This window comes from Pseudomonas sp. 5P_3.1_Bac2 (assembly GCF_025465995.1).
Classification (GTDB): domain Bacteria; phylum Pseudomonadota; class Gammaproteobacteria; order Pseudomonadales; family Pseudomonadaceae; genus Aquipseudomonas.
On the sequence record NZ_JANLNY010000028.1, the window covers coordinates 164,057 to 188,603 of the forward strand.

Below are 24,547 nucleotides of genomic sequence, written 5' to 3' on the forward strand. Positions count from 1 at the left end.
ATTCGCGAGCCATGTCAGTACGAATTGCACAAGTGCCATCTGGCACATTCTCAACGACACCTAGTTGTAGATGGAGAAATAGCATGTCAACACTGATTTCCGCAGAACAAGCCCGTCGTAACCAGCGCGCTCTACGTCTTAAGGCCTATTTGACCCATAAAGGCCAACCCCGTGACCTCGCCGCGCCTGAAGTACCACAAGCCTTGGCGCCAGACAATTTGCTGCCCAAGGAAGTTCTCCTCAGTGGTCTGCAAGTGCTTATCCAAGAGTGGGAACGGCCGCTCCCGTTAGACACTTTATATATTTACTGGAATGATGCCGAGATCCATAAAGTCACTATTGAAGAAATCGAAAAGTTCCCTTACACACTTACCATCAAACCTGAACAACTGATTAGCGATGGAACTTTCCCACTTAACTACAAGGTTATAGCTGATTCCGGCACCAGCTCTGAATCAGCAGTGGTCAATATCAAAATCGATCACACTCCTCCCAATCAAAATAACGTCCCCCCCGCCTTAGTATTTGATGCTCAAGTTATTAGTGAAGGGCTAACGCTTGAATACCTCGCGGCCAACGGCGATCAAGTCATCGCCACTGTACCCGAATACGTACAGATGCAAGCGGGTGAGGTGGTGCACGCCTTTTGGGCCGAGATTCCACTAACACCTGTGACCCTGACAGATACAGAGGTAGCGGCGAAAAAAGTGCCGGTAGTGATCACCGGAGATGTGGTACGCCAAGCAGGTGAAGGCAGCCAAATTGCCGACTATTACCTCACCAGCCGTGCAGGCTTCGATGGCCTACCTTCGGTTGCCATCGATATCAATGTGTTGCTCACCCCGACGCCCAGTGGCCTAAAAGCGCCCAAAGTACCATTAGCCGAAGACGACGCGGGGATTGATCTCCAAGACGCCAACATGGGCGTAGTCGTGCAGATCGAGAAATACCAAAACGCTGGGGCCACCGATCTAGTAGTGGCCCAATGGGGCACCACCAAGCTATCACCGGCCTTAGTATTCCCTGAGGATTTCCCAATCCTCGTCAGCGTACCGCGCAGCACGGTGATTGCCGAAGGCAGCGGTCAGGTGGAAGTGAGCTATGTGGTGAGCCGTGCTGGCCTGAACTTTGATTCTCCACCCATCACGGTCAAAGTCGATATAGAAACGGTCGGGCCTATCGACCCAGATCCAAGCACACCAGAAAACGAAGCGTTAAAGCCGCCGACGCTGCTCAGCTCGACCCAACATACAAACGAACTGACACCGGAAGACCTAGGCCAAGACGCTACGGTGCAAGTACCCTTCTACAAGGAAGCCAAAGCAGAAGACTTAGTGACCCTGTACTGGGGCGCTCCACCCGGAAAATTAGCGGGCAGCTTCGCGGTAACCGCAGAACAAGTCACCGCCCAAGTCTTTGAACCCTCCAAACTCCTTGCCACAACCATCTCCGGCACCCCAGACGACCCTGCATGGCCGCTTTACTACAGCCTTAGCCTGCCGGATAAACCTGGCAATGCGGTGTCCTCTCCGGCCGCCTCAATCAATATCCATATGTCCACCCCCGGCGGTCCAGGCGGCTTACTGGCTGCCACTTTCCCAGATGCCAGCGAAAATGGCTGGTTACTGCCTGAACAGGTTGAAAATGGTGCCAACCTCCTAGTCGCGGTATATGAAAACATGAAGGCCGGCGATATCGTAACTCTCGACTGGTTAGCCTTCTCCAGCACCAACGCAGCAGAAGGGACGGACATTTCTGAAACCCAATTCAACACCAGCAAGACCGTAGGCCAACCAGAACTGGCTGCAGGTGTCAGTTTCATAGTGCCGTACGAGTTCATTCAACCCATTGCTGAAGTCAGTCCTACCCAGCAAGGCTCTGGCAGAGCTGTGTACACCGTTACCCAAGGCGGCACAGAAACGGCTGCACCGCAAGCCATAGTGAAAATTGAGCTGGGTCATCCCTAAGCTTAAATCGCGTTAAAACCAGCGGCGCCTGGCGTGGCCATCTATTCACGCCATAGCGCCGTTGGCTTATGCCTCACACCAGGCGACAAACTGCACTGACCATTCCCCACAGGCCAGCACTAAAACAGCTTCACGAGCCGCTAAAGGTCACCACAAGCAACAGAGAGTACGGACGGACGAGTTGGGATAGCTAACGCTAAGATCTAAGTAATGCACCACAGTTTTAAGAGATAGGCGTCGACAATTGTTTACCCCAACCGAAAAATATAATTAAATGAACTGGATATATAGTTTTTCAATATCGTCACAAGCCAAATAACTAATAAGTCATAATCCATGTCCAGCCCCCCGATAAAGAACAGTGCTACAGACGTCCCAAATAATCTTCATAGCCAAACTATCAGTATCACCCGTGAGCAGCGTGAGATCCTGATCCAACAACGCGCAGTGGTTATCTGGATGACTGGATTATCTGGCGCTGGTAAATCCACCATCGCCAATGCTCTAGAGGTGGAAATGCATAAATCTGGCGTGCTTACTTTCATTCTCGACGGTGACAATATTCGGCAACGCATAAATAAAGATTTAGGCTTTTCTGATACGGATCGTAATGAGAATATTCGCCGCGCTGCAGAAGTTTCAAAGTTGATGCTGGATGCCGGCCTAGTCGTTATCAGCGCCTTTATTAGCCCGTTTCAGGCTGAGCGCGAAATGGCTAAGCACTTGATTGGTGACGATGACTTTATCGAAGTGTTTATCGATGCACCTCTAGCCCTCTGTGAACAGCGTGATCCCAAAGGCCTGTATCAAAAGGCACGAAACGGTGAAATCAAAAATATGACGGGCATTGACAGCAGTTATGAGGTGCCAGCGCAACCTGATATTTATATCGATACCAGCAATAGCTCTGTAGCCCAAGCAGTTGAAGTTATTGCAACCAAAATTCGTAATAGAACGAGGCGATAGAGCTTAACTAACTTCCACTGCACATGCTCTTTTTTGAATTAGCTGCAAATACTTATTAATACAATCATCAATCTTCATGCTGATAAAATAGCGAAGATCTTCACGCCGCTGCATATAGCGAAGTTGAGATTGCGCTTTATCACGATTCAATACGCGTTTGCTCCTTGCAGCGGAAACTCTAGGAATGGTCCAGACACGCTATAAAGGTTGGCCAGTTTATATACAAGGCTGAGAGCATAGTCCGCCGCTTGCATTAACAAGGCGCCATTGGGTTCGCCACTAATTACGCCAAGCTTTAGCAGCAACAGCAGGGGCCTTAGTGCCACCTACCTCAGTGAACATAATGCCTAGTTAGCAACACTGCACCCGCCTTCAAGCCCGGTAAAAACGCGCAGTGGCCGACATAAAGTAACTACCGTGGTGGTAGCAGGAATCGAGGGGGCTGACGATCAGATGGCCAGGTAGAGACCCTGTCGTCTCGAACGTTATGGCCTTGCTGCGCAGAGAGTGGCGCCTCCACACTCGCTGCGCAGTTGCTCGACCTCGCGGCGTAACCGCGTCAGGCTTTGACCATCGACTTGCAGACCTCGGCAATTGAATAGCCCTGTACGAGAACTAGGCCGGCTGCTTCGAGTTTGAAACCGGTTAGGCGACTGCTCATGCCCCACGATCATTCGCTCGATGTGAGTGAGTATGGCGGGCTCTGCTCGCATGCTGGTTCGGCGGCTTACTGCTGGATTTTATCTCCAGCCTCTTAGCGCAACAGCACCTCGGCAAAAGCCTGCGCCGCAAGGTGTACCTGTACCGACCAATCGTCTGCCGCATCGCTGCCAGCGTCATCGGAAATATATTTGAGGCACAGGAACGGAATCCCCTCGTCACGGGCAATCAGAGCCAGTACGTAGCTTTCCATGTCGACCACGTCATAGGGAGCATCGCCATGGTTGGTCTCGAAGCTGTCGCCCGTACCACAGGTGCCCAATGGCAAACCTGGCAGGGACAGGCCCTGCTCCAGTACCACCGGCACATCGGTCAAAGGTGTTTGGTAGCGGGCAAAACCCAGGGGCGTGACGTCCATGTCCCGTTGCAGGAAGCGTGTGCAACACACCAGTTCACCCTTGTGGTAGCGCGGGCTGCCGGCGGAGCCGAGGTTGACGATCAACTTCGGCTTGCGTGTCTGTAAGGCCCTCACCAAGGCGATAGCGGCATTGACCTTGCCGATGCCGGTGAACAGCGTATCGACATGGCTGAACGCATCGCCAGCTTCGGCTTCAAGTGCAAAGACAAAGAGCGTATCGGCCAATGCGATGCGGGTATTTTCATCAAGATGGATCACGGCAAAGTTTCCTATACGTCGAGTGTGCAGAGTGGATCGAGCAGCGCGGCGCTGCTCTCTAGATTCTTTTCGGCAGAGATACCGTTACGCCCAGCCCGCGGCCTTGCAAGCCCTGCGACAGCAAAATGGTTCCTTTATGCACTTCGATGATCCGCTTGACGATCGGCAAACCCAACCCACTGCCTTGCCCATCACCCGAGGCCGCAGTGCCCCGATAAAAGCGCTTGAAGATCACCTTCTGCTCTTGCGCGGTAATCCCCGGCCCATCGTCCATGACCGATATCAGCGCATGCTGCTCGTGTTGCTCTATGCGTACGCTGACATGGCCACCGGCAGGCGTATAGCGAATCGCATTAGCTATCAGGTTTCTCAGCAGTATCTTCAGCCACAACTCTATGCCGATGATCCTCACTGGCGTCTGTTCGAGCGACAAGGTGATGCGTTTTTCGAAGGCTTGAACCAAAAGATCCGACTCCACCGACTCGGCCACTGCCGACAAGTCGACCGGGTAGAACTCTTCGATCAACGCATCGCTGTCGAGGCGAGCCAGCAGCAGAATCTGCTCCATCAGCGTGGTAATGCGCGTCACACTGCGGTTGATCTGCTGCAGGCCGTGAGCCTGGAACTGCGGGTCCGTCGAGCGCAGCACCACTTGCACATGGGTGCGTAAGGCGGCGAGGGGGGTGCGAATTTCGTGGGCGGCATCCCCAGTCAGCCTGCGCTCGGCCTCAAGCGTGTTGCGCAGGCGTTCGAGCAGCAAGTTGAGTTCACCGACCAGGCCGTGGATCTCAACGGGGACGCGAGTCAAAGCAATCGGTTCAAGGTTGCGGTCGGAACGCTTGTGTACCTCGGCCTGCACCGCCTGCAGCGGTGACAAACCACGGGAAACGCTGAACCAGATCATCAATGCCAACAGGGGGAAAGCCGGCAGCAGGGGAAACAGCAAATTGATCAGCAGCAAATTCATGGTCTGACGGCGATAGCTGATGTTTGCTCCGACCCATACTTGCACGTCGCCTTGATGCATATTCAACACTCGCCAGTCGGCGTTTGTCGTTTTGAGCGAGCTGAAACCGTCCTGGGCGGTTGTGAAATTCTTGGGCAAGTTGGGGCTCGATAGCACCGGCTCGCCTTTGTACCAAAGCGCGTAGGCCAGTACACCGCCGCGATGGAGAAGGGGCAGGCCTTTGATCGCTTCACGACTGGCTTCGATACCCTGCTGCATCGCGCCTGCATCTAGGCCAAGTCGTTCATCGCTGGTGGTAACCGCGAGGATATTGAGCGCCGCCTGACCGAAGTCGAGCATGTCTTCGTCGAACAACCTTTCGATCTTGCTCGTGGACAAGTAATAGGTGAAGGCAATCACCATCAACCACGTCACGATAAAACTGCCCAACAACCACACCAACAGCAGCCTACGCACTGACGGCTTGTGCGGTGCTGTGTGCCTGAATATTGCAAAAGGTTCGAAGCGCATCGAGCTAACCCATTTTTTCGTCGGCGATGGTGTAGCCCATTCCGCGTATGGTGCGGATTAATGTGTTGCTAGTTTTGCGCCGCACGTGGTGCACGTGAACTTCGATGGCATTGCTTTCGACATCGCCGCTCCAGCCATAGAGTTTGTTCTCCAGCTGAGCCCGCGTCAGCACCTTGCCTTTGTTCTCGAGCAGCAGGCGCAACAGCGCATATTCGCGCGGTGCGAGATTGATCAAATCATCGTCCACCGTCACGGTATGCGTGGACGGGTCCAGGCACAGATTACCGTGTACCAGTTGCGGCGCCGCACGGCCCAGCGCGCGGCGCGCCAGGGCCCGGACACGGGCCAGCAGCTCTTCGAAATCAAAGGGTTTAGTCAGGTAGTCATCGGCGCCGTAATCGAGCCCTTTGACGCGGTCCGCCACTTCATCTCTGGCCGTCAACAGCAATACGGGAACCTTGGAGCCACTCTTGCGCAGGTCATGGAGCACCTCCAATCCACTGTATCGCGGTAAGCCAATATCCAGTATCACCAAGTCGAATTCATCGGTCGCCAGCGCTTGTTTGGCCAGCAGGCCGTCGGTCAGCCATTCGACTAGGTCGCCTTCCTGGCGCAGGCCCAATTGAATGCCATCACCCAACAGCAGGTCATCCTCTACGAGTAATACACGCATGCTCAAGCCTTCCTAGCTACGTTAGCAATTCCCAGATACTCAGCGCCGCCTCTACCAGCAACAGCGCCACGATCAACCACTCGACCCGCAACTCCTGGAGCACATGGCGATGTTCGCTGAGGCGGTCGACGGCCAGTTCGTACAGGTCCTGCAGCACTTCTATTCGATCATCGAGACTGACAAGGCGGTCGTGAACCTCGGCCTGCATAGCCAGTTCATTGTAGAGTCGGCGAACTGCGCTAGTCAGCACCGCGGGGGCTTTTTCCAGGCGCGTTTCCAGCCGCGTGTAAGCAATGCGCCAACGTGTGGTACGCGTCACGCAGGCATTGACATGACTGGCACGGGCCTGATGCTGTTGCTGCGGCATGTGGGTCAGCTCGATGTCGTCATCGGCGGTGGCCCAGGAAGCTGCAATCTCCTTTTCCAGACGACGCAAGGCGCCTTCGTACCAGTTGAAAGTGACAATCCCCGCGAGCAGTTCTGCGTAGCGCTCGGGGTTACCGATGATCAATGCCCGGCCAGGCCTCCAGAGTATGCGCTCGCCGAAGGACATCGTCTCCAGCGTCGGTTGAGTGGCGTCCTCATCGGTTCTCATCCAGGCGTCCAGTTGCTGACGCCAGGCGTGGCTGGTCTGCAAGCCAGCACCGGCGAAGACCACCCACAGTTCGTCCTGTGCAATATCGTCAGACAAGACCTGCATGTCCGTCATGGCGATGCGTTGCTGCAAGACAGCGTGCGCCGGGTGCGGATCGTCGAACTGAGCGAGGCATTGCACCGCCGAGGCCGGCACCGCCCCTGCGATAAACTTCACCCGATGCAGGAAGCAGGCACTGGGCGCCGCCAGTTCAGTGGCCTGTAGCGCGTTGGAAGGCATCATTTCAGTTGACCTTGAGCGCAGGCAATTGCGCCGGGCCGAACTCGATTTCCTCGATGTCGGGCGGAGCGATAAAGGTGACGCCGTCTTCCAGCAGCGGTCCAGGTTGCGCCATCAGAAAGCGCGTTTCCTTGTCCATCACGAAGCACGCCTTGAGGTAGTCGCCGTCGAGGTGGTCGAGCCAGGTCGGGCCGAGCTTGCGTTCGATACGACGGTCCAGATCGTCGCCTTGCCAGTGCGCCGGGTCGGCCCAGTCGGAGGCCAGCAGAAAGCCCCAGGAGGCGAGGAATGACGGTACCGCAGCGCGATAGCTGTGCACTTGGCTGAAGACGCTGCGCAGCGTACGCGCCAATGCCGCATGGGGCTTGTCGTCGCTGTGGGAAAACTCCAGACCTTGCACGGCGACCACGCCACCGGGCCGCAGGCGCGAATGCAGCAGTTGGTAGAACTGGCGTGTGTAAAGCGCCTGTGCCGGACCGTTGTCGAGCATGTCGACGACATCGATGATCACCACGTCGTACAGCGAAGGATCATTTTCCAGGTAGGCCCTGCCATCGGCGGTCACCAACTCGCACCGTGGGTCGTCAAACGCGCCCTGGTGCCACTGGAACATGTGGGTTCGGCACAGCTCTACCAGTTCCTGGTCCAGATCGACCATGACTGCGCGCCTTACACTGGCGTGCGACAGCACTTCTCGCAGGGTGGCGCCTTCACCGCCACCGATGATCAGCACATCTCGCGGCTCATCGTGGACCAGCATCGCCGGCTGCACCAGAAGCTCGTGGTAGAGGGATTCATCACTGGCGGCGCTCTGGATCGCGCCATCGATCATGAGAATACGGCCGTAGTTGTAGGTGTCGGCGATCAGGATGTTTTGCCAGGCCGTGCGGCCTTGGTGAAGCACCCGACGCACCCCATAGAGATAGCTGTCGAACAGATCGCTGTTTTCCAGCGCCGTTATGGCGCTATCGCCTTCGGCCGCAGGGTCCGGCGGATAGAAGTAGAAATGGTTCGGTGGCAACGCGGGCAGGGTGCGGACCACGTCCTCAGGTACCAGGTACTTGAGGTCGCCGTCATAGTGGTTCGGGTCGATCTGTTGCACGCCTGCTGGCTGATCGTTGAACTGGCTCATCGTGCGCTCCCCTGCTCCGAGCCGATGGCCCAGCGCAGTGTCGGACTGTAGGCGTTGATCGCCCCGGCGCCGCTCAGGGTACGGTTGATCATGCCGACGTGGTGCCCCTCCAGCCCTCGGTCCATGCTGGAGATGATGTGGCGCTGGCTGCCCAGCCGCTCGCTCAGAACCCGCACGGCCTGAGCACCATCCAGTACATCGCCGCAGGTGAACACATCAATGGCGGCGTATTTGTATTCGGGCCAGGTGTGGATCGCCAGGTGCGATTCGGCAATCACCACGACGCCGGAAATGCCGATAGGGCTGAACTTGTGGAAGGTCGACGTGACGATTGTCGCGTTGGCCTCACGAGCCGCTTGCAGCATGCTTTCTTCGATCCATTTGATATCGTCGAAACGGGCATCGTTGCAGTCGTAAAGTTCGATGACCAGCTGCTTTCCAAGCGCAGAGTTAGGGTGAATTTCTGATTGAGCGTTCAGCATGGGAGTGTCCTGTTTTAGGTGAGTTAAATTGCCGGCGCAATCTTATGCGGGCGTTTCTTAAGGAACGCTTACGGTAAGAATTAAGAAAAATTTGCGCCTATGCGCTCCCTGAACCCCACCCACCGCCAGCTGAAATCTCGGCTTACTGGGGTATCTGCGGCGAGCAGTGCCATGGCAACAGCGCTTGGTAATTGGCTACCGATCAAGCGTGCGGCAATCACTGCAGCACGTGGCGCCGCCACCTGTAGGCCGCGTAGCGGTTGACCTTGGCGGTCTCGACCGAGCTATAAACCTGCGCACTGGCAGGCGCACCTTTGGACGTATGACTCAATCGTCACGCCTTACGCCCGATGACGAATGGCCTTGTCGATGGGCACGGCCCAGCCTTCTAGGCAACGCGTCAGCGCTACCCAGCTTAAGACTGTCATCGAAGGCTTGGGCCGTTGCTGAAGCATTGGCACACCATCACGCTGGCTCAGCATGCAGGCATGCCGCGTTTTGAGGCTTGGGGTTGCCTTATCCTGGCGGATTGGCAAGCGATGCTTATCACTCATATCCCCAGCTTGCCGTGCGACTTCGTACACGCCGCCAATCCTGTACAGCGTTTGTTCAGCCAGTGGGCTTTTGTTCGTCGTGTGCAGAGAGGAGAATTGGCGGCGGCGTGCCGGTCGAGCACTGGGCACTGCATAAACGCAACGCCTAGCGCGCTCTTTGCGACACAACGCAGAAGCCCCTTACCTTGACTTGAGTCTTAGCACAGGCACGGCGCCTAAAGTCTTTAGGGCGAAAGGCTTGTGATTGTCAGTTGAACTGAGCCAAAGTTAAGTTGTAGGACTGTTTCAACGGAGCATCAGCTCCGGATCTGAATGGTCTTTTTAGCGACGGATATTTGGTAAACCTGACGATGGCATGGATAGCTGTGTACAAGCGCTGATTCGCCTTAAGGCGTGCGCCGTACATGACGCACGAGGATCGAAAGCGAGTGAGTGCAAATTGCAGTAAAGATACGGAGTTCGCCTATCAGGCCGTTTACCGCTATCTCACCGGACTGATAGAAGCCGCGCCCCCGGGGCAGCAACTGAAGCTGCCGTCGTTACGACAGTTAGCGCAGCGCTTAAATGTTTCAGTATCCACCACCAAATACGCCTATTCGTTACTGGAAGATCAAGGGCTGATCTACGCCAAAGCCAAATGTGGTTATTACACCCAGGCCGTCCCCGCCACCCAAACCCGCGCAAGTTCAGCGAGTCTACTCGATAGCGTTTTTTCCAATGCCCGCCAACCGGGCATGCTCGCCCTCAGCAGCGATGCTCCGGCCATGCTGTTATCACTGGAAAACCCGTTACTGATGACCGAGCGAGAGTTGACCCGGCAATACCCGCGCACCTACGCACCGCTCTACCAACCTTTCGGTGAGACCGAGTTACGCAGCACCCTGGCCGAACGCTACACCCAGTCAACACGCTGCTATTGGCGCGCGGAACACGTCTATGTCGGCGCGGACTTGCGCTCGGTGCTAGAGGTGGCCCTAGAGGCCCTGCAATTGAGCGGTAGCGTTGCACTGGTTGAATCGCCCTGTTCATGGGCAATATTGCGCCAACTACGGGCCGCGAAGATTCGTATCGTGGAAATACCCTTAGGGCCAACCGGGCGCTTCGACCTCAAGCAGTTACAAGCAGTGTTGCTGCAGGAGCCAATCAAGCTCGCCGTGTTCTCATCAACCGTCAATGTCCCCCATGGCAGCCTGATGCCGGCGCAAGACAAACAACTGATTTGCCGCTGGCTGGCCGAGCGCTCCATTTGGCTCTTCGAGAATGACAGCTACGGCGAGTTTTGTTTCGAGCCTAACGCCACACGTTACCGAGACTTTGCGGACCCAGAGCAGCTGCTGGTGTTTTCCACATTCGACAAGATTATTGGCTCGGAAGCCCCCTATGGCTACTTGCTCAGCCGCGTTAAAGGCGCCGAGCTGGATCGCCTGTTTCTCGAGCGGGCTTTTCGCTTGTCGCCGATTCGGCAAAAAGCCATTGCCAAGTTATTCAGCACACGGCGGATCGATCAACACACTCAGCTGTTACGCAGCCTGCTAATGGGCCGTATGCAGGACATGCAAGAGTTGCTGCATGAACATCTAGCCGACCACTTACGAGTGGTGCAACCACAAGGCGGAGCCGCGTTTTGGGCCGAAGCAACACGCCCAGTCAATATGTGCCGAGTATTTGAGCGCTTGCTGAGCAAACACACAGTGATCGCTCCCGGCGAAATCTTTAGCCAGCAGGGGGCGTGGCAGCACCACCTACGCCTCAGTTACACCATTGACTGGAGCAAGGACATAGCCCAAGCCTTGAAACTGCTGGCTCAGGCTATTGATGAAGAATGCGTAGAGCAGTCTCTCAGTTGACCCCATAGCAGTGTTTAAGCTGTGGAAAGCTGCCGTCGCGCACCTGCTCAGCAAAGGTCGCGCAGGCCTGACGGATCAGTTCTCCCGCATCCGCGTACTGCTTAACAAAACGTGGTACGTGCTCGCCACCCAAACCCAGCATGTCTTCGGTCACCAACACCTGACCATCACACGCTGGCGAAGCCCCTATGCCAATGGTCGGCACAGGCGAAATCTCTGTCACTCGGCGCGCCACTGCTTCGGCCACGCCTTCTAGGAGCAGGCTGAAAGCCCCGGCCTCAAGGTGCGCACGGGCATCGGCTTCGATAGCCAGGGCCGTTGAGTCATTCATGCCCTGTGCCTTGAAACCACCCATTACATTGACGTACTGCGGCATCAAACCGATATGCGCCATCACCGGGATGCCACGCTGAACCAGAAACTCAACAGTCTCAGCCAGCACCGCCCCACCTTCCAGCTTGATCGCATCACAACCGCTGCGGGCCATTACCTGGGCACAGTTACGGTAGGCCTGCTGCGGCGACTCTTGATACGTACCGAACGGCATGTCGGCAATCACACAAGCTAGGCGCGTACTGCTGACCACGGCGCGGGTGTGGGCGATTGTTTCGTCCAGGCTCATGTCTAGGGTTGAGCTGCGGCCATAACCAACCATAGCGGTCGAGTCGCCGACCAGAATGAAGTCGACGAAGGGGTCCATCAACTTCGCAATGTTGCTCGTGTAAGCGGTCAGCGAGACAATTTTTTGTTGTCCCTTCATCGCCACCAATTGCGGCACGCTGAGTCGTTTAGTGCGGCTATGCAGGCTCATGGTTGTCCTCCTTGCTAAGTCCCGTTAGTGGGACTGTCAGTGGTTACCAGCAACTCTTTTCCCAACGACGCCAGGCCTGATAGTCGGCGTCAATGCGCTCTATCTGCCGATGCAACAGAAATACCGCTCCTGGCGAGCTATTAAGGTCGACTGTAGGACTAATCTTGGCTCCCTCCGCAAGACGGAATCTGGCGCTGTGGAAACTCCTCAAGCCTTGTAGACGCTGACGCGTTGCAGCCTGAGCGAAGACTCCAGATTGCCGGGCGATCAGGTTAAAGCCTCGGGCGTGCTGCAATAGCTGATAGCGTTTAGGCCAAAGCGCCAGCTGTCGCGGCTGCAAATAACTGAGACAAGTCAGCGCGACTTGATCGTTACCTGTGGCCGCTTGCAGTGCAGGCGGACAGGCTAAGCCGGAGAGACGTGCACCGGTTTCCAACAGCCGCGGCCCCTTGGCTGTGATGATCAACTCAGTGTGCGCCGGCCCCTGGACAATCCCTAGGGCATCCAACACGCCTTCAACATAGGCGATAATCGTTTCCAGCTCTGCGGCGTCAGCCGGTAGCAAATCTTCCCGGTCGTAGATTTTCCGCCCGTCAGCAGCCAAGCTCTTCGTGCATTTCCAGACATCGCTAATCCAGTGCTCGGATTCATGACTGACGCTGTTGATCACATACTCCTCGCCCTCAAGATACTCCTGTAACAACACCGCTTGGTTGCGCCGCATCATCAGATTGGTGGCGCCGATAATCGACTCGAAGGCCGCCTGTAACTGGCTTGTTTCATGGCAGATAAACACATTATCTGAGCCAGCACTGTCCAACGGTTTGGCCACAATCGCAGCGCCCTCCTGGGCCTGGAACCAGGCCAGCGCTTCAGCCATCGAGGTAGTGCAGAGCTGAGCCGCCACCGGTAGTCCAGCCTGGGCCACAAGCTCAGCCATCAGCGCTTTATCGCGCCGAGCCGCTGAGGTAGCTGGATCGTTGCCCGGCAAGCCCAAGCGCGCCGCCAATAGGTCTGCCAATTCCACAGCAAACTCGCTACCAGCTATTACTGCGCTCGGCTGCCAGGCCGCGAGCTGCTGTAGCAAAGTTTCTAGACCTGCATCCGTCACGCGGTAATGCACGCAGAACAGTTCTTGTGGGCAACTGGTAGCAAACGCCGCCGGCATTTGCTCTCTCGAGCTGACGTGGATTAAGCACCGCTGCGGCGCCAGGGCATGAGCTAACAACGCCCCAGTAGAATAGGCATCAACCAGAATTAAGGGCGCACAGCTATCAATGCAAGGGGCGGTCATAACGATTCACCGTGTAGTGCAACATCTGAAGCAACTCGGCTGAGCTGATACCTGGGTCATTCAGTGAGCCACTGCTGCTGCGCGGCAAAGGCAAGCGGCCGGTGTTAGCCCAGCGCAACGCCCCCTTTTGATCAATACGGCAGGTCGTCTTAGCGGGGTTATCCGGATGCAGGCAATAGGGGATATCCAACCAGCCGCGGGCGAATGCCTGGATCAGTGCAGCACCGATATCGGCGTGTAAGTTGAGAACTGTTTCAATCAAACGACGCGCTTCCAGCAGGACTTCCTGGTAGTAGCCTGTACTTTTGGCAGCAGCGATCAAGGTTTCGTCGGCTGCCGACTCGGCGGCCAGACGCAAAGCCTCGAGGTTGTCAGCTACAGATGGGATCTGCCGCGACTCGGCGCAGGTTTTCACGATCAGCCGCTCGCATGCGGCTGATCGGGCCAAGCGGGCACTGTCAGCAATCAAACGCCGCGCGCCGTGATCCGTGCTAGGAAACACGCCCATGTAGCAATACACCACGACATGCCAATGGGCACCAGCTAGATACTCACTCGCTAGCTCACGCAACGCCTGCAAGGCACCGAGATCTTGAGCCAACGAAGTACCCTGGGCATAGCTGAGTGATACACTGAGCACCCCGTGCTGGCGAAAAAACAGGGCTTCGAGGAGCGTCATCGCAATCAGCAACGATGGCGGACAGAGTTGTCCTAACAAGCAGCCACCAAAGCTCTCAATATGCGCATGCTCAGTCAGCCCCGCCAGCAATTGGCAACTCTGCGCCCAAGCTGCCACAGCCCTGGCCAGAGGTAAGCGGCTGTAGGGCATGCAGTAAGACACCGGCCCCCCCTCTGTGGCATCTAAACCCAAAGCCGCTAGGCGCTGAAAAACCTGCTGCGGTTGCGCTGTACCGTGACGGATCTGGATCGGGAACTGTGCGCAATAAATCCCCTCAAGCATGTCCCTCACGGCCTCAAGCGGATGGCTAATGATGGGAAAGCCGTTCATTGGGCTAGCGCTATTGAGACACTGTAAAGCACTCTGATAATCACCTACGCGCGTGTAGCTATCCAGGGTGATAGTGCCAATCGCAGTACAAGGCAGAGACGCCACGCTGGCCAGACCGGCGCGCATCTGACTAAGCGCACCAAATCCCATCCGTGGTTGAACGACCAACTCAGTCCGGTCGCGCGCATTCTCGATAAATTGCTGGAAATAACCGCCTGAGACTGCCATGACTTAGCGCCCCGAGACCACTTCGACAATGGTTCGACCCGTAGCCGGGTCGTAACGGCTGATACGGCCCTTGTGCGGATCGCCAGCACGAACCCGAGCAATCAACGTGGCCTCGCTGTCAAAATCAATCGCTTGGTGAAGATACAAGCTGCGTACCGCCGGCAATGGTAGACCACTGACGCGCTCCAACCATTGCACCAAATCCGGCTCCTCACTGCCGCCTGCGAGCACTTGCTGCAGCTCATCATGCACAGCTAGATAGTGCGGGTGGCAAAGACTGATAAAATTTGAGAGGCCGCGGCCATGATCGACAAACGGGGAAAACTGCATGCAGACTAACTGCACCTCGTCGAGACCGAAGGCTTGTTCCGCGAAGCCTGCGGCCAACTCCCGACGCGCTTGCTTACCTTGATCGTCGGCATAGGCGGCTAGGGCCAGATCGATCAAGCGCGGCGGCATTTCTTTCTTGCGCATCAGGGCCTGGGCTAACTCCAAGTATTCAGCTAGCCCATGGTTATAGTCACGGCCTTGTACGTACTGGGCCTTCAGGCCGCGAAAATGCGCCATCAGCATTGGATTGGCGCAGTCCGACTCCGTGAAACTGAAGGCCAGCTCCTCGAAGCGAAAGCCAAGAAACTCAGTGATCAACGCCCAATGATCCTCAACCTTGTAACTCACCAGATCATAAATACTGATAAAGGTCGGATCGGCGCTATCGTCACCGCTAGCCACTCGGCGCTCGTCAAGTTGCGCCGCAAAACCTGGGCCGAACAGCTCGACAAAGTAACGCTGAGCTACGCCATCTAACGCCTGTAACAAGCCGCGAAATCCCATGCGCCGGCACTCCTCCACATTCAGGCCCAAACGCTGCGCCAAACGCATGATCCAAGTGAAATAGTGCTTTTGCTCTTTACGCGAATCCCCCGTCACCACCGCATCGACCCCGCCTTGCCACCACAAAGCCCGGCCATAAAAATCAGCCACTGCAAGGTTGCAACTATTGCAGAACGTCGGCCTACCATCTCCGGCAGTGCGATGGCCATTCATGAGCACATCAAAGCGGTTGATGGCCTGGACATCTTCAGGGAAAGGCAAATCGCGTGCGAATGGACGGATTTGCCGATGATCAACCACCCACATTTCGACCCGCTCATCTTCATACAAATGTAGAGCTCGATAGACCCGGTCAATGTTCGCCATCACCGCATCCGGCACACCGGCATGGCGCATGTTGGCAATGCGCAACTGGAAGCTGTGACCATGCTGAACGGCCAACTGCAACTGTGTGGCTCGCAGCATGGCCACGGTATAGGAACTATCCTTACCACCGCCGTAAGCCACCATCAGCTTGTAGTCACTCAAGGCCTCAACGCCGCCAGCCGCATCAACCAAGCGCTCAGCTAATGTGCTGACAGCACGACACTCATCCGCATGCAGATAATTCTTGAGTTCAGCCAAAAGTCGTTCATCGCTCAGATTACTGCGGGTACTTGCTGTCATAACGGTTCAGCCTGGAATTGATAGGTTTGGGTGGTGTACTGAATCGCCTCTTCGATGGTCGCTTCGCTGCCTCCGATAAAAATAAAGCGCCCACTGTGCAGCGCGTCATAACCGCCACCGGCATCTAGAATCTGCCCGGGTTCAGGCAGCAGCTCGCGCCACAACATAGGCACGCTGTCTCGCAGGGAATGGGCTTGGACGACGCGGCAAGGTAATTGGACCGGCTTGGGAATAATCAACCACCCCCCGCTGGGGTCCTGATCAATAATTGGCAATTGCAACTGATCGCCCGCCAAGCGACGTAACCAATGTTCGTAAAGATTGATGCCAAAGACCTTGTTAATCAGGTGCGGAACTTCACTACCACCGACCCGTGCACCGATTTCCAGAAATACTAAGGAGCCGTCTGGCTGAACAAAAATTTCTAGATGAAACGCCGTACAACGCAGCTGCAGGGCGCTAACCACCTGCTTGCTGAAGGCTTCAATCTGGCTACGCAGTGGTGATTCCTGAATAATCACGGAACCCAGCGGCTGGGCCTGGGCGAAATCCAAGCAACTGTTGATATAGCGTGAGACCACCTGAAACGGCACACTGCCATCCACCTCGACTAAGCCATCAATGTGGTAGGTCTGCCCCTCGATGAAGGCCTCGATCTCGTAGCGGGCGAGGTCGATGTGCTGCAGCAGGTTGTGGAGGGCATGCTCGTCTAGCGCCTTTTCCACGCCAATGCTCGCGGCTCCATCTACAGGTTTGACGATAACGGGGTAACCAATCGTTCTGGCAAAACTAAGTACTTGCACCACTGACTCACAGCGCGCAAACGCTGGCACACAAAGCCCTTGAGCCTTGAGTATTTCTTTCATCCGCGCTTTGTCGCGATACACCGCCACCTGTTGTGGACCGTCCCCCGCAATATTCAGTGCTTCACGCACTTGGGCGGCGATTTCCAAGGTGAACTCCGACAACGCAATCAGTTGGTCTACAGGACCTACCTGCTCAATAATTTCCTGCACGGCACCGAGCAGTTGCGGGTATTGGTTAACGTCATCTATCTGAACCAAATGAGCAATTTGCTGCGGGTCTACCAGAACCCCTTCGGCGCCAAGGCGATCGACCACGTAGCTGATACGGTGCTGTTGATGATTAAAGAATTCTTCGTAACGCGTGAGCTCATTGTCCCAGCGGCATCCATCATGGAAACGCGGCCAGCGATTGACGATAACGATATGCATCGAGGCTATCCCTTGCTTAGACAAAGTTCATTAGGTGTTCACCTCAGCCCCAAGAAACCTGGCTATCAGCCGGCGTTATTGCATACTCTGCCTGCGGCTGCAGCGTAGCTAGGTAGTGTCTAAAAGCATTGAGGGCATGCGCATCTACAAACACTTGGTTGTAACCGGCATCCAGCAGGTCCTGCTGTGCAGCCAAGGTTTGCGCTTCACATGTGGTCAATTTGCCGCCAATCACACAATGTAAGTGCGGGTGGCGCTTCCGAACCTGGCGAATAAGTTGTAAGCCCTGAGAGTAGCCATGACCATTGACGCTGCTGACCACCAACAGTTGGCTACGCTGTTGTTCAAGGGCTGTGAGTACCGCCTCCACTGGCGTGCAACTGCCGAGATTAGTCACGCTCATTCCCTGTTCAGCCAACCATAGCTGCAGGTAAACCAAGTTCCACATGTGCGAGTCAGACTCAACGGTGACTAAGAGGCAGTGCGCTAAGGGTTTCATCGAGATGTCTCCATGACGGACGATGGACCTTCCAAGGCAAATGCATAACCCCAGTGGTCAGTAAACAGCGGGCTCGGCCCGGCAACTATCCAGCGTATTTCAATGCATCTTGCTCCTACGCTTAGGCAGGCTCTGTTGCACTTTCCAACTCCAACTCGCGCAGATAAGGCAACACATAGCGGCAGAAACCACGCATTTCATCGCGGGTTGGCCAGCCAGAAAAAATAAACTCGCTAACACCAACTTTTTTGTATTCGAATAGGTATTCAGCTACTTCTTGATAGCTACCCACTACGCACAAAGCAGGCCCCCCGCGATAAGCCACCGCACCCGACCAAAGCATGGGAGATAACCAATCGTGCTCGGCTTTCTCCGCTAGCTGAAAGGAGGTTTTAACCGCTTGCGAATCACAACGACCAACAAATTGGCTTACCCATTCACGGTGCTGCTCGTCAGGGTTCTGCATCATGCTTTCCACAGCAGCCAGCGCCTCTGCGCGGGTATTGCGAGCTAGCACATGCATACGGATGCCTACCGCACAGCCCGACTCCAGCACCACACGACTGGCGGCGGCGATGCCTTCTGGGGTATCGCCGTAACGCAGCCAACAATCACTGTGCTGGATGGCAATCTGCTGAGCGATATCGGAAGCACCGCTTAGGTATATACGTGGTCGTTCAGCATCTTTAAATGGCAAACCCAGCTGCGCTTGTTCGATCTGATAGTGCTGCCCGTGATAGGTCAAAGGGGCTTCCCCACTCCAGAAACGTCGCAGGATGTCGAGGAACTCACCTGTGCGCTGATAGCGGCCATCGTGAGCCAAAAAGTCGCCGTAATAGGCTTGCTCATCAGGAGATATCCCGGCCACTAGGTTCAGCGCAATACGCTTATCCGACATCCACGAAACGGTGTTAACGATTTGTGTGAACAAGGTCGGCGGCAATAGGCCAGGGCGATAGGCAAGAATAAATTTAACTCGCTTGGTCTCTCGCACCAGCGCGCCAATCATCGGCAACGGATCAGGCATGTGGTAGCTGATGCCCATCAACAGGGACTCGATGCCTAGCTCATCCGCTTCTTGGGCGAATTCAACGATACCGGGGAAATCCAAGGTACCGGTATCGTATTTTTCTGAAGCCTTTTGCTGACCACTATCTAGCGGTGAGCACCAGTGAATACGCAATGCAGGCATAGAGTGACTCCGGGGTAAGGGCAGCCAAGGTTCTCAGCAGTTCGCGATGGCAAACAGCTCCTTGCTTAAAAAAGAAAGCGTGTGCCAACGGTGCGATCGAACAGGGCCACATCACGGATGTGGCGTTTACCGCAAATAAATTTGAGCAACCGCTCGATTCCCAGACCACCACCGGCACTCGGCTGGAGCAGGCCGCGGCGGGCGGCCTCGAGATAATTGCCAAAGGGCTGCAAGTCCATGGCTAGCTCTTTCATACGGTAGAGCAACTGCTCGTATTCAAACTCGCGCTCCGCTCCCGAAAGAGCCTCGCCATAGCCATATGGATAAATCAGGTCGTAGTTGTTGTAGGTCCCACGCTGGCCTGGTGTTTCCCGGTCGTAAAACTCACGTCGGTAATTGGTCACGAAGAAGGGTGTCTGTGCTTCAGCCGACATAATCTGTTCAAAGTCATCGCCATACTCGGCGTGCAACTCATCCGAGCTATAAACCGCAAAGTTGTCTTCGAAGTGCGGCAGTTGCCGATTGAGTTGCGCCAGCTCAGCGCTGCAGTGCTGGTTAACCTCACTCAACACATGCTTAACCAAGCCCTCAATCAGAGCCATGACCTGGTGCATGTCGGCATCCCGGATCTCGAAATCAAATTGCGAGAACTCCAGCAAGTGATTCTCAGAATCTTTGATTTCAGGTTTTTCTAAACGGATGTTCGGTGCCACGATGAAGATTTTGTCGTGCCCATGGGCGGTCAACGCTAACTGCTTGTGGAAAATCATGCTGGCGGTCAATTTCAGGCGGCGCTTTTCATACTCGATCTCAGCCGGATACACCGCATGGTTCAGAGGGTCGGTGATCGGCGACATGAGAATTGGCAATAGCTGTTTAAAGCCACGATCCAGTAAATAGCCCTGTAAAGAGCGCAAAACACGCCCCCTAATGATGGCAATTGACTCAATGTCTTTATTCGCAAAATTGGCGAAGTTAAGCGCAATTTCTTCCATGATTAGCCAAATATCCAGGGAGTTGAGGAAGCCCTGATTATTGGTGAATCAACTCAAAACTCAATGCACAGATTTCAGCTAAAAAGCAGCACAGAGCCCAGGTTTGGTTGTTCAACAGTGATTTTGCATAGACGATGTTGGCGGCTGAAATGAATCAGCTGGCAAGCCTATTTGCGAGGTATTTGGGAGCTGTTAGCCAGCCGTCATTCTCTAAATCGTCTATTCAGAGTTCACCCATGACAGTCCTAACTGGTTCGCCAGACACTTCCTTTTCCAAAGCTGATTACAAAACCTTGAGTCTTGCGGCGCTGGGAGGGGCACTGGAAATCTATGACTTCATTATTTTCGTATTTTTTGCCTTAACTCTCAGCCAACTGTTCTTCCCGCCAGAAATGCCGCAATGGTTAAGCCTGCTGCAAAGCTTCGGGATCTTCGTTACCGGATACCTAGCTCGCCCACTTGGCGGCATCCTCATGGCACACTTTGCTGATCAGCTAGGGCGCAAGCGCGTATTCAGCCTGAGCATATTGATGATGGCACTGCCCTGCCTAGCGATAGGAATCATGCCGACCTACGAGCAGATCGGCTATTTCGCTCCGTTGACGTTGCTGCTGCTGCGTATCCTCCAAGGTGCTGCGGTAGGCGGCGAAGTGCCCAGTGCTTGGGTTTTTGTTGCCGAGCACGCACCACCAGGGCGTCAGGGCTATGCCTTGGGATTCCTCCAGGCCGGACTGACCTTCGGCTATTTACTCGGGGCATTGACCGCCACGGCCCTAGCGCAAATATTCAGCCCTGAAGAAATCCTCGCTTATGCGTGGCGCCTGCCTTTCTTGTTGGGTGGATTGTTCGGTTTACTAGGCGTCTGGTTAAGGCGTTGGTTGAGTGAAACACCGGTATTTATCGCACTAAATGAGCGGCGTGAAGCAGATAAAGAATTACCACTGCGCACGGTCATACGCGATCATCGAGCGATGCTATTGCCTGCACTTATTCTGACCTGCGTGCTGACCTCCGCCGTAGTGGTGTTGGTAGTGGTAACGCCGACCGTAATGCAAAAAAGTTTCGCAATGTCAGCTAGCAAAACCTTCGCCTTAAGCAGCATAGGCATCATCTTTCTTAATCTTGGCTGCGTCATTGCCGGACTAGTAGTTGACCGAATCGGAGCCTGGCGCGCCGTCAAGCTCTACAGCGCACTGCTACCTGTCGGGATCTCATTACTGTATGCCAGCCTGATCAACGGCGGTACCTGGCTGCAGCTCGCCTATGCGTTAGCGGGTTTAAGCTGCGGAGTAGTCGGGGCAGTGCCAGCGGTCATGGTCAACTTATTCCCCGCCAATATCCGTGTATCCGGTATCTCCTTCACCTACAACATCGCCTATGCACTTTGGGCGAGCAGCACTCCGCTGTTGTTGATTGCGCTAATGCCGTTGAGCCCTTGGGTATGCGTCCCGTACTGCCTAGTTATGGGCACGGCAGGGGTCACTTGTGCCAGCTATTTCGCTCGGCGTCAGCCAGCCCGAACCGTTCAGGCGCTGGAAACGGAACATTGAGTCAGGGCTAGACGGCTCACCAAAGTTTGTCATGGAGACTACTAGGTAATGGATTTACAGGACTTGTCCGCAACCCAACTGCTGGCTCTGTTTAGCAGTTGCGAGCTGTCCCCTCTTGAGTATTACGATTACCTGCTGATCCATATCGAACGCTGGGAACCGAGCATTAACGCACTGTATAGCTTCGATCCTGATCGCATACGCGATCAGGCACGAGCTGCCAGCGCACGCTGGAGTAAAGGAAGACCTTGCTCCAGTCTCGACGGTATACCGGTAACGCTCAAAGAGCTGATCGTGACCCAGGGCGATTGCAACCCCCAAGGCTCACGCGCCAACGCCCTGATACCAGCCACCGAGGATGCACCGCCGGCCATGCGCATGCGTGAGAGTGGCGCCATCATTCTTGGTAAGACCACGGTGCCCGATTTCGGCATGTTGTCCTCTGGGCTATCCAGCTTGCATGGCATCACTCGCAACCCCTGGGACCTATCCTGCAATCCGGGTGGCTCCAGCGCTGGCGCTGCGGCTGCCGGCGCTGCCGGTTACGGCCCATTGCATATCGGCACTGATATCGGTGGCTCAGTACGACTCCCAGCAGGCTGGTGTGGCTTGGTCGGTTTTAAACCCACACTTGGACTAATCCCCATTGACCCGTATTACACCGGCCGCTGTGCAGGACCAATGACGCGAACGGTGGATGATTGTGCCTTACTGATGAAATACCTAGCACAACCTGACTCCCGCGACGCAACAAGCCTCGCGCCACAATTACTGGATTGGTGCCTGTCTGCACCGCGAATAGATGGCTTAAAAATCGGCCTTATGCTCGACCCAGGTTGCGGCCTGCGACCTGAACCAGAAGTGTGTGATGCGGTGCGGCAGGCCGCCCAGTTGTTCGAGGCCAATGGCGCGCAAATCGAGGAGCTTGCGCCACTAATGAATCGTCGGCTGCTCGACGGTCTGGATGATTTCTGGCGTGCGCGACAGTGGTCGCAGCTACAGGCACTAAGCGCACAACAGCGCAGCCAAGTATTACCGTACATTGAGCAATGGGCCGCTCCGGCAGCTCGGATGAGTGCGGTGCAAGCAGTCGAAGGATTTAATCAGACCTTTGAGATGCGACGTCGCTGTGCCAACATTTTCCGCAACTTTGATCTCGTGTTATCCCCAACCAATCAAATTAGCAGTTTCCCCGCCGAGCTTCCCTCCCCCAGTAACAATCCGAGCCAGCCGTTTGAACACATAGTATTCACTGTACCGTGGAATATGGGCGAGCAACCTGCACTGTCAATCAATTGTGGCTTCACTGCGCGTGGCCTGCCGATTGGTTTACAGATGGTTGCACCACGCTTCAGCGATCAATGGTTACTGCAATGCGCTAAGGCCTATGAAACTTGGCGCGGACCGATCGATTGCTGGCCCTGCCCCACTCACTAACTTCCTATGCGCTCAAACGCCATCGACTAAGCAGCAATATCTTTACAGGCCAGCTGTCATGCAAGCACCGTTACTCAGTGCCCTCGTTACACTACTGGGACTCATGCAAGTTAGTTGGGGAGCTGAAGTCGTAACACCACAGCAGCAAGCGTCAGGTCTGGTTACGGGCAGTCAGCTGCAGCTGAACTTGCGCCACTACTACTCCAACCAGCACAGCCAACGAGATACTTATCTGGCCGTCCACAACAAAGACCTCATGCAGCCGACGCGCAAGCGAATCACTTGGGTGCAGACCGCAATGCTCAACTACAGCTCAGGCTATAGCCAAGGTTGGCTGGGATTAGGAATGGATGCGGCGCTATACACCGCGGTAACTCTTGAGCATGGACACGCAGCACTGGCTAACGGTGGCGACCGTGTATTGGTTGACAGTGATGGTGATGCCGTCAAGACCTGGAGCCGCCTAGGCGTGGGCGCGGTAAAGCTGCGGATAGCGAGCACACAATTTAAGCTAGGGCGCCTTCTCACGGAAAATCCAATCCTACGCTACAAGGACAATCGGGCATTGCCCTCAAGCTTTCAGGGCATTGCCTTGAACAGTAACGAACTAGACTGGCTAAGCGTGCAAGCAGGCAGTTTCCAACGAGCTATCCCACGCACCGGTGCGGGCAGCGAGCATCTGACAACTACCTTCGGCAATCGTGCCTACAGTGGCTCCAGCATTAGCTATCTGGGTGCCTCTGCCCAAGTCTCGCATGACCTGGCACTGAGCATCTACGGCTCGCGGTTTGAAGACATGTGGCAACAATACTATCTGGGCGCTACTCATCTCGCGGGAGAGTCAGCAGAGCTGGCGCTAAAAACCAGCTTTAACTATTACCGTACGCAGGATCACGGCAAACAACAGTTGGGTTTTATCGATAATCACGCCTACAGCTTGGCGTTAACAGCCAAGCACGCGGCTCACAGCCTAACAGCCGCGTGGCAACAGATTATAGGTAACGAATACTTTGACTACGTGTGGGAGTCCACAGGTAACTACATGGCCAACTCTTTGTATTCGGATTACAACAGCCCTAATGAAAAATCTTGGCAAACGCGCTATGACCTCGATTTTGCCAGCTACGGTGTGCCTGGGCTAAGCACCAGCCTTTGGCATGCAAAAGGTTGGAACATTGACGGCAGCCATTACCAAGGTGATCGCCACGGACGCAACATCGGCTATAACGTGCGCGGCCTCAATGGCGCCAAACACAACGAAAACGGCTTGATGATCGCCTATGCGGTGCAGTCTGGAGCTCTAAAAAATACGGTTTTTCGCAGCATCATCTATAACCACCGCGCCAGCAGCGGACAAATTGACGGCAGCTATGATGAGTTCCGCCTAGTGGCGAATGTACCACTCGACCTGTTCTAAACCTGAAAATGCCTTTCCAGAGCGCTAGTCCGCGAGCGGAGAACTTGCTCAGGCTCAAGTGTGAGCTGGCAC

At 55.3% G+C, this 24,547-nt stretch carries 21 protein-coding genes; 6 read left to right on the plus strand and 15 right to left on the minus strand.

All coding sequences use genetic code 11. The features are described 5' to 3' along the window. Positions 1-83 precede the first annotated feature (83 nt). Both NTD81_RS17950 and cysC read left to right on the plus strand, forming a co-directional pair. Positions 84-1,967, plus strand: a complete 1,884-nt coding sequence (locus NTD81_RS17950; RefSeq protein ID WP_262184092.1) for a hypothetical protein — start codon at positions 84-86, stop codon at positions 1,965-1,967. Positions 1,968-2,303: 336 nt separating this feature from the next. Continuing rightward, complete coding sequence (gene cysC / locus NTD81_RS17955) at positions 2,304-2,933, plus strand: adenylyl-sulfate kinase (protein ID WP_262184093.1); 630 nt, start codon at positions 2,304-2,306, stop codon at positions 2,931-2,933. Positions 2,934-3,687: 754 nt separating this feature from the next. Here the strand turns inward: cysC and NTD81_RS17960 are convergent. From NTD81_RS17960 to NTD81_RS17995, 7 genes are all read right to left on the minus strand, one after another. Then, positions 3,688-4,269, minus strand: coding sequence for a nucleosidase (locus NTD81_RS17960; protein ID WP_262184094.1), 582 nt, complete (start codon positions 4,267-4,269; stop codon positions 3,688-3,690). Between the two features lie 58 nt (positions 4,270-4,327). Beyond that, positions 4,328-5,674, minus strand: a complete 1,347-nt coding sequence (locus NTD81_RS17965) for a sensor histidine kinase (RefSeq protein ID WP_262184370.1) — start codon at positions 5,672-5,674, stop codon at positions 4,328-4,330. Between the two features lie 76 nt (positions 5,675-5,750). Next, positions 5,751-6,419 carry a response regulator gene (locus tag NTD81_RS17970; RefSeq protein ID WP_262184096.1) on the minus strand — a complete coding sequence of 223 codons (669 nt, stop codon included), beginning with the start codon at positions 6,417-6,419 and terminating at the stop codon, positions 5,751-5,753. A 16-nt stretch (positions 6,420-6,435) separates the two neighbouring features. Further along, positions 6,436-7,296 carry a hypothetical protein gene (locus NTD81_RS17975; protein WP_262184097.1) on the minus strand — a complete coding sequence of 287 codons (861 nt, stop codon included), beginning with the start codon at positions 7,294-7,296 and terminating at the stop codon, positions 6,436-6,438. A gap of 1 nt (position 7,297) precedes the next feature. Beyond that, on the minus strand, positions 7,298-8,425 hold the full coding sequence (locus NTD81_RS17980; protein ID WP_262184098.1) for a spermidine synthase: 1,128 nt from the start codon (positions 8,423-8,425) through the stop codon (positions 7,298-7,300). Then, positions 8,422-8,907, minus strand: coding sequence for an adenosylmethionine decarboxylase (speD, locus tag NTD81_RS17985; protein ID WP_262184099.1), 486 nt, complete (start codon positions 8,905-8,907; stop codon positions 8,422-8,424). Before speD ends, NTD81_RS17980 begins: the two co-directional genes overlap by 4 nt. Positions 8,908-9,248: 341 nt before the next feature. Beyond that, complete coding sequence (locus NTD81_RS17995) at positions 9,249-9,590, minus strand: IS66 family transposase (RefSeq protein WP_262184101.1); 342 nt, start codon at positions 9,588-9,590, stop codon at positions 9,249-9,251. 275 nt (positions 9,591-9,865) lie between these two features. Between NTD81_RS17995 and NTD81_RS18000 the strand changes: the two genes are divergently transcribed. Further along, positions 9,866-11,308 carry a PLP-dependent aminotransferase family protein gene (locus NTD81_RS18000; RefSeq protein ID WP_262184102.1) on the plus strand — a complete coding sequence of 481 codons (1,443 nt, stop codon included), beginning with the start codon at positions 9,866-9,868 and terminating at the stop codon, positions 11,306-11,308. On the opposite strand, the gene panB is transcribed toward NTD81_RS18000, so the two are convergent. The 8 genes from panB to NTD81_RS18040 all read right to left on the minus strand — a co-directional run bounded on the left by panB (position 11,301) and on the right by NTD81_RS18040 (position 20,071). Continuing rightward, positions 11,301-12,119 carry a 3-methyl-2-oxobutanoate hydroxymethyltransferase gene (panB, locus tag NTD81_RS18005; protein WP_262184103.1) on the minus strand — a complete coding sequence of 273 codons (819 nt, stop codon included), beginning with the start codon at positions 12,117-12,119 and terminating at the stop codon, positions 11,301-11,303. The genes NTD81_RS18000 and panB overlap by 8 nt on opposite strands. A gap of 43 nt (positions 12,120-12,162) precedes the next feature. Then, a complete protein-coding gene (locus tag NTD81_RS18010; RefSeq protein WP_262184104.1) occupies positions 12,163-13,413 on the minus strand; it encodes an ATP-grasp domain-containing protein in 1,251 nt (416 codons plus the stop codon). Further along, positions 13,394-14,650 (minus strand): methylaspartate mutase, encoded by a 1,257-nt coding sequence (locus tag NTD81_RS18015; protein ID WP_262184106.1) that lies wholly within the window; start codon positions 14,648-14,650, stop codon positions 13,394-13,396. The genes NTD81_RS18010 and NTD81_RS18015 overlap by 20 nt, the downstream gene beginning before the upstream one ends. 3 nt (positions 14,651-14,653) lie before the next feature. Then, positions 14,654-16,150 (minus strand): hypothetical protein, encoded by a 1,497-nt coding sequence (locus tag NTD81_RS18020; protein WP_262184107.1) that lies wholly within the window; start codon positions 16,148-16,150, stop codon positions 14,654-14,656. Continuing rightward, a complete protein-coding gene (locus tag NTD81_RS18025) occupies positions 16,147-17,385 on the minus strand; it encodes an acetyl-CoA carboxylase biotin carboxylase subunit family protein (RefSeq protein WP_262184108.1) in 1,239 nt (412 codons plus the stop codon). The genes NTD81_RS18020 and NTD81_RS18025 overlap by 4 nt, the downstream gene beginning before the upstream one ends. A 43-nt stretch (positions 17,386-17,428) precedes the next feature. Continuing rightward, entirely contained in the window at positions 17,429-17,884 is a 456-nt protein-coding gene (locus NTD81_RS18030; RefSeq protein WP_262184109.1) for a cobalamin B12-binding domain-containing protein, read from the minus strand. Between the two features lie 121 nt (positions 17,885-18,005). Then, a complete protein-coding gene (locus NTD81_RS18035; RefSeq protein ID WP_262184110.1) occupies positions 18,006-19,076 on the minus strand; it encodes an LLM class flavin-dependent oxidoreductase in 1,071 nt (356 codons plus the stop codon). A gap of 65 nt (positions 19,077-19,141) precedes the next feature. Beyond that, entirely contained in the window at positions 19,142-20,071 is a 930-nt protein-coding gene (locus NTD81_RS18040) for an asparagine synthetase A (protein ID WP_262184111.1), read from the minus strand. 236 nt (positions 20,072-20,307) lie between these two features. Between NTD81_RS18040 and NTD81_RS18045 the strand changes: the two genes are divergently transcribed. The 3 genes from NTD81_RS18045 (at position 20,308) to NTD81_RS18055 (ending at position 24,475) form a co-directional block, all read left to right on the plus strand. Next, positions 20,308-21,621 carry an MFS transporter gene (locus tag NTD81_RS18045; RefSeq protein ID WP_262184112.1) on the plus strand — a complete coding sequence of 438 codons (1,314 nt, stop codon included), beginning with the start codon at positions 20,308-20,310 and terminating at the stop codon, positions 21,619-21,621. A gap of 48 nt (positions 21,622-21,669) precedes the next feature. Continuing rightward, the gene (locus NTD81_RS18050; protein WP_262184113.1) at positions 21,670-23,058 is read left to right on the plus strand and encodes an amidase; all 1,389 of its coding nucleotides are present in this window, start codon (positions 21,670-21,672) and stop codon (positions 23,056-23,058) included. A gap of 103 nt (positions 23,059-23,161) precedes the next feature. Then, the gene (locus tag NTD81_RS18055; protein ID WP_315974704.1) at positions 23,162-24,475 is read left to right on the plus strand and encodes an OprD family outer membrane porin; all 1,314 of its coding nucleotides are present in this window, start codon (positions 23,162-23,164) and stop codon (positions 24,473-24,475) included. Positions 24,476-24,547: the final 72 nt, after the last annotated feature.

Excerpts from the sequence above, each read along its gene's own strand:
- NTD81_RS18010 (WP_262184104.1), bottom strand. The coding sequence starts at position 13,413 with ATGACCGCCCCTTGCATTGATAGCTGTGCGCCCTTAATTCTGGTTGAT.
- NTD81_RS18040 (WP_262184111.1), bottom strand. The coding sequence starts at position 20,071 with ATGGAAGAAATTGCGCTTAACTTCGCCAATTTTGCGAATAAAGACATT.
- NTD81_RS17970 (WP_262184096.1), bottom strand. The coding sequence starts at position 6,419 with ATGCGTGTATTACTCGTAGAGGATGACCTGCTGTTGGGTGATGGCATT.
- NTD81_RS18025 (WP_262184108.1), bottom strand. The coding sequence starts at position 17,385 with ATGCATATCGTTATCGTCAATCGCTGGCCGCGTTTCCATGATGGATGC.
- NTD81_RS18020 (WP_262184107.1), bottom strand. The coding sequence starts at position 16,150 with ATGACAGCAAGTACCCGCAGTAATCTGAGCGATGAACGACTTTTGGCT.
- NTD81_RS18045 (WP_262184112.1), top strand. The coding sequence starts at position 20,308 with ATGACAGTCCTAACTGGTTCGCCAGACACTTCCTTTTCCAAAGCTGAT.
- NTD81_RS18035 (WP_262184110.1), bottom strand. The coding sequence starts at position 19,076 with ATGCCTGCATTGCGTATTCACTGGTGCTCACCGCTAGATAGTGGTCAG.
- NTD81_RS18050 (WP_262184113.1), top strand. The coding sequence starts at position 21,670 with ATGGATTTACAGGACTTGTCCGCAACCCAACTGCTGGCTCTGTTTAGC.
- NTD81_RS17950 (WP_262184092.1), top strand. The coding sequence starts at position 84 with ATGTCAACACTGATTTCCGCAGAACAAGCCCGTCGTAACCAGCGCGCT.
- NTD81_RS18015 (WP_262184106.1), bottom strand. The coding sequence starts at position 14,650 with ATGGCAGTCTCAGGCGGTTATTTCCAGCAATTTATCGAGAATGCGCGC.
- NTD81_RS17980 (WP_262184098.1), bottom strand. The coding sequence starts at position 8,425 with ATGAGCCAGTTCAACGATCAGCCAGCAGGCGTGCAACAGATCGACCCG.
- panB (WP_262184103.1), bottom strand. The coding sequence starts at position 12,119 with ATGAGCCTGCATAGCCGCACTAAACGACTCAGCGTGCCGCAATTGGTG.
- speD (WP_262184099.1), bottom strand. The coding sequence starts at position 8,907 with ATGCTGAACGCTCAATCAGAAATTCACCCTAACTCTGCGCTTGGAAAG.
- NTD81_RS18030 (WP_262184109.1), bottom strand. The coding sequence starts at position 17,884 with ATGAAACCCTTAGCGCACTGCCTCTTAGTCACCGTTGAGTCTGACTCG.
- cysC (WP_262184093.1), top strand. The coding sequence starts at position 2,304 with ATGTCCAGCCCCCCGATAAAGAACAGTGCTACAGACGTCCCAAATAAT.
- NTD81_RS17975 (WP_262184097.1), bottom strand. The coding sequence starts at position 7,296 with ATGATGCCTTCCAACGCGCTACAGGCCACTGAACTGGCGGCGCCCAGT.
- NTD81_RS18000 (WP_262184102.1), top strand. The coding sequence starts at position 9,866 with ATGACGCACGAGGATCGAAAGCGAGTGAGTGCAAATTGCAGTAAAGAT.
- NTD81_RS18055 (WP_315974704.1), top strand. The coding sequence starts at position 23,162 with ATGCAAGTTAGTTGGGGAGCTGAAGTCGTAACACCACAGCAGCAAGCG.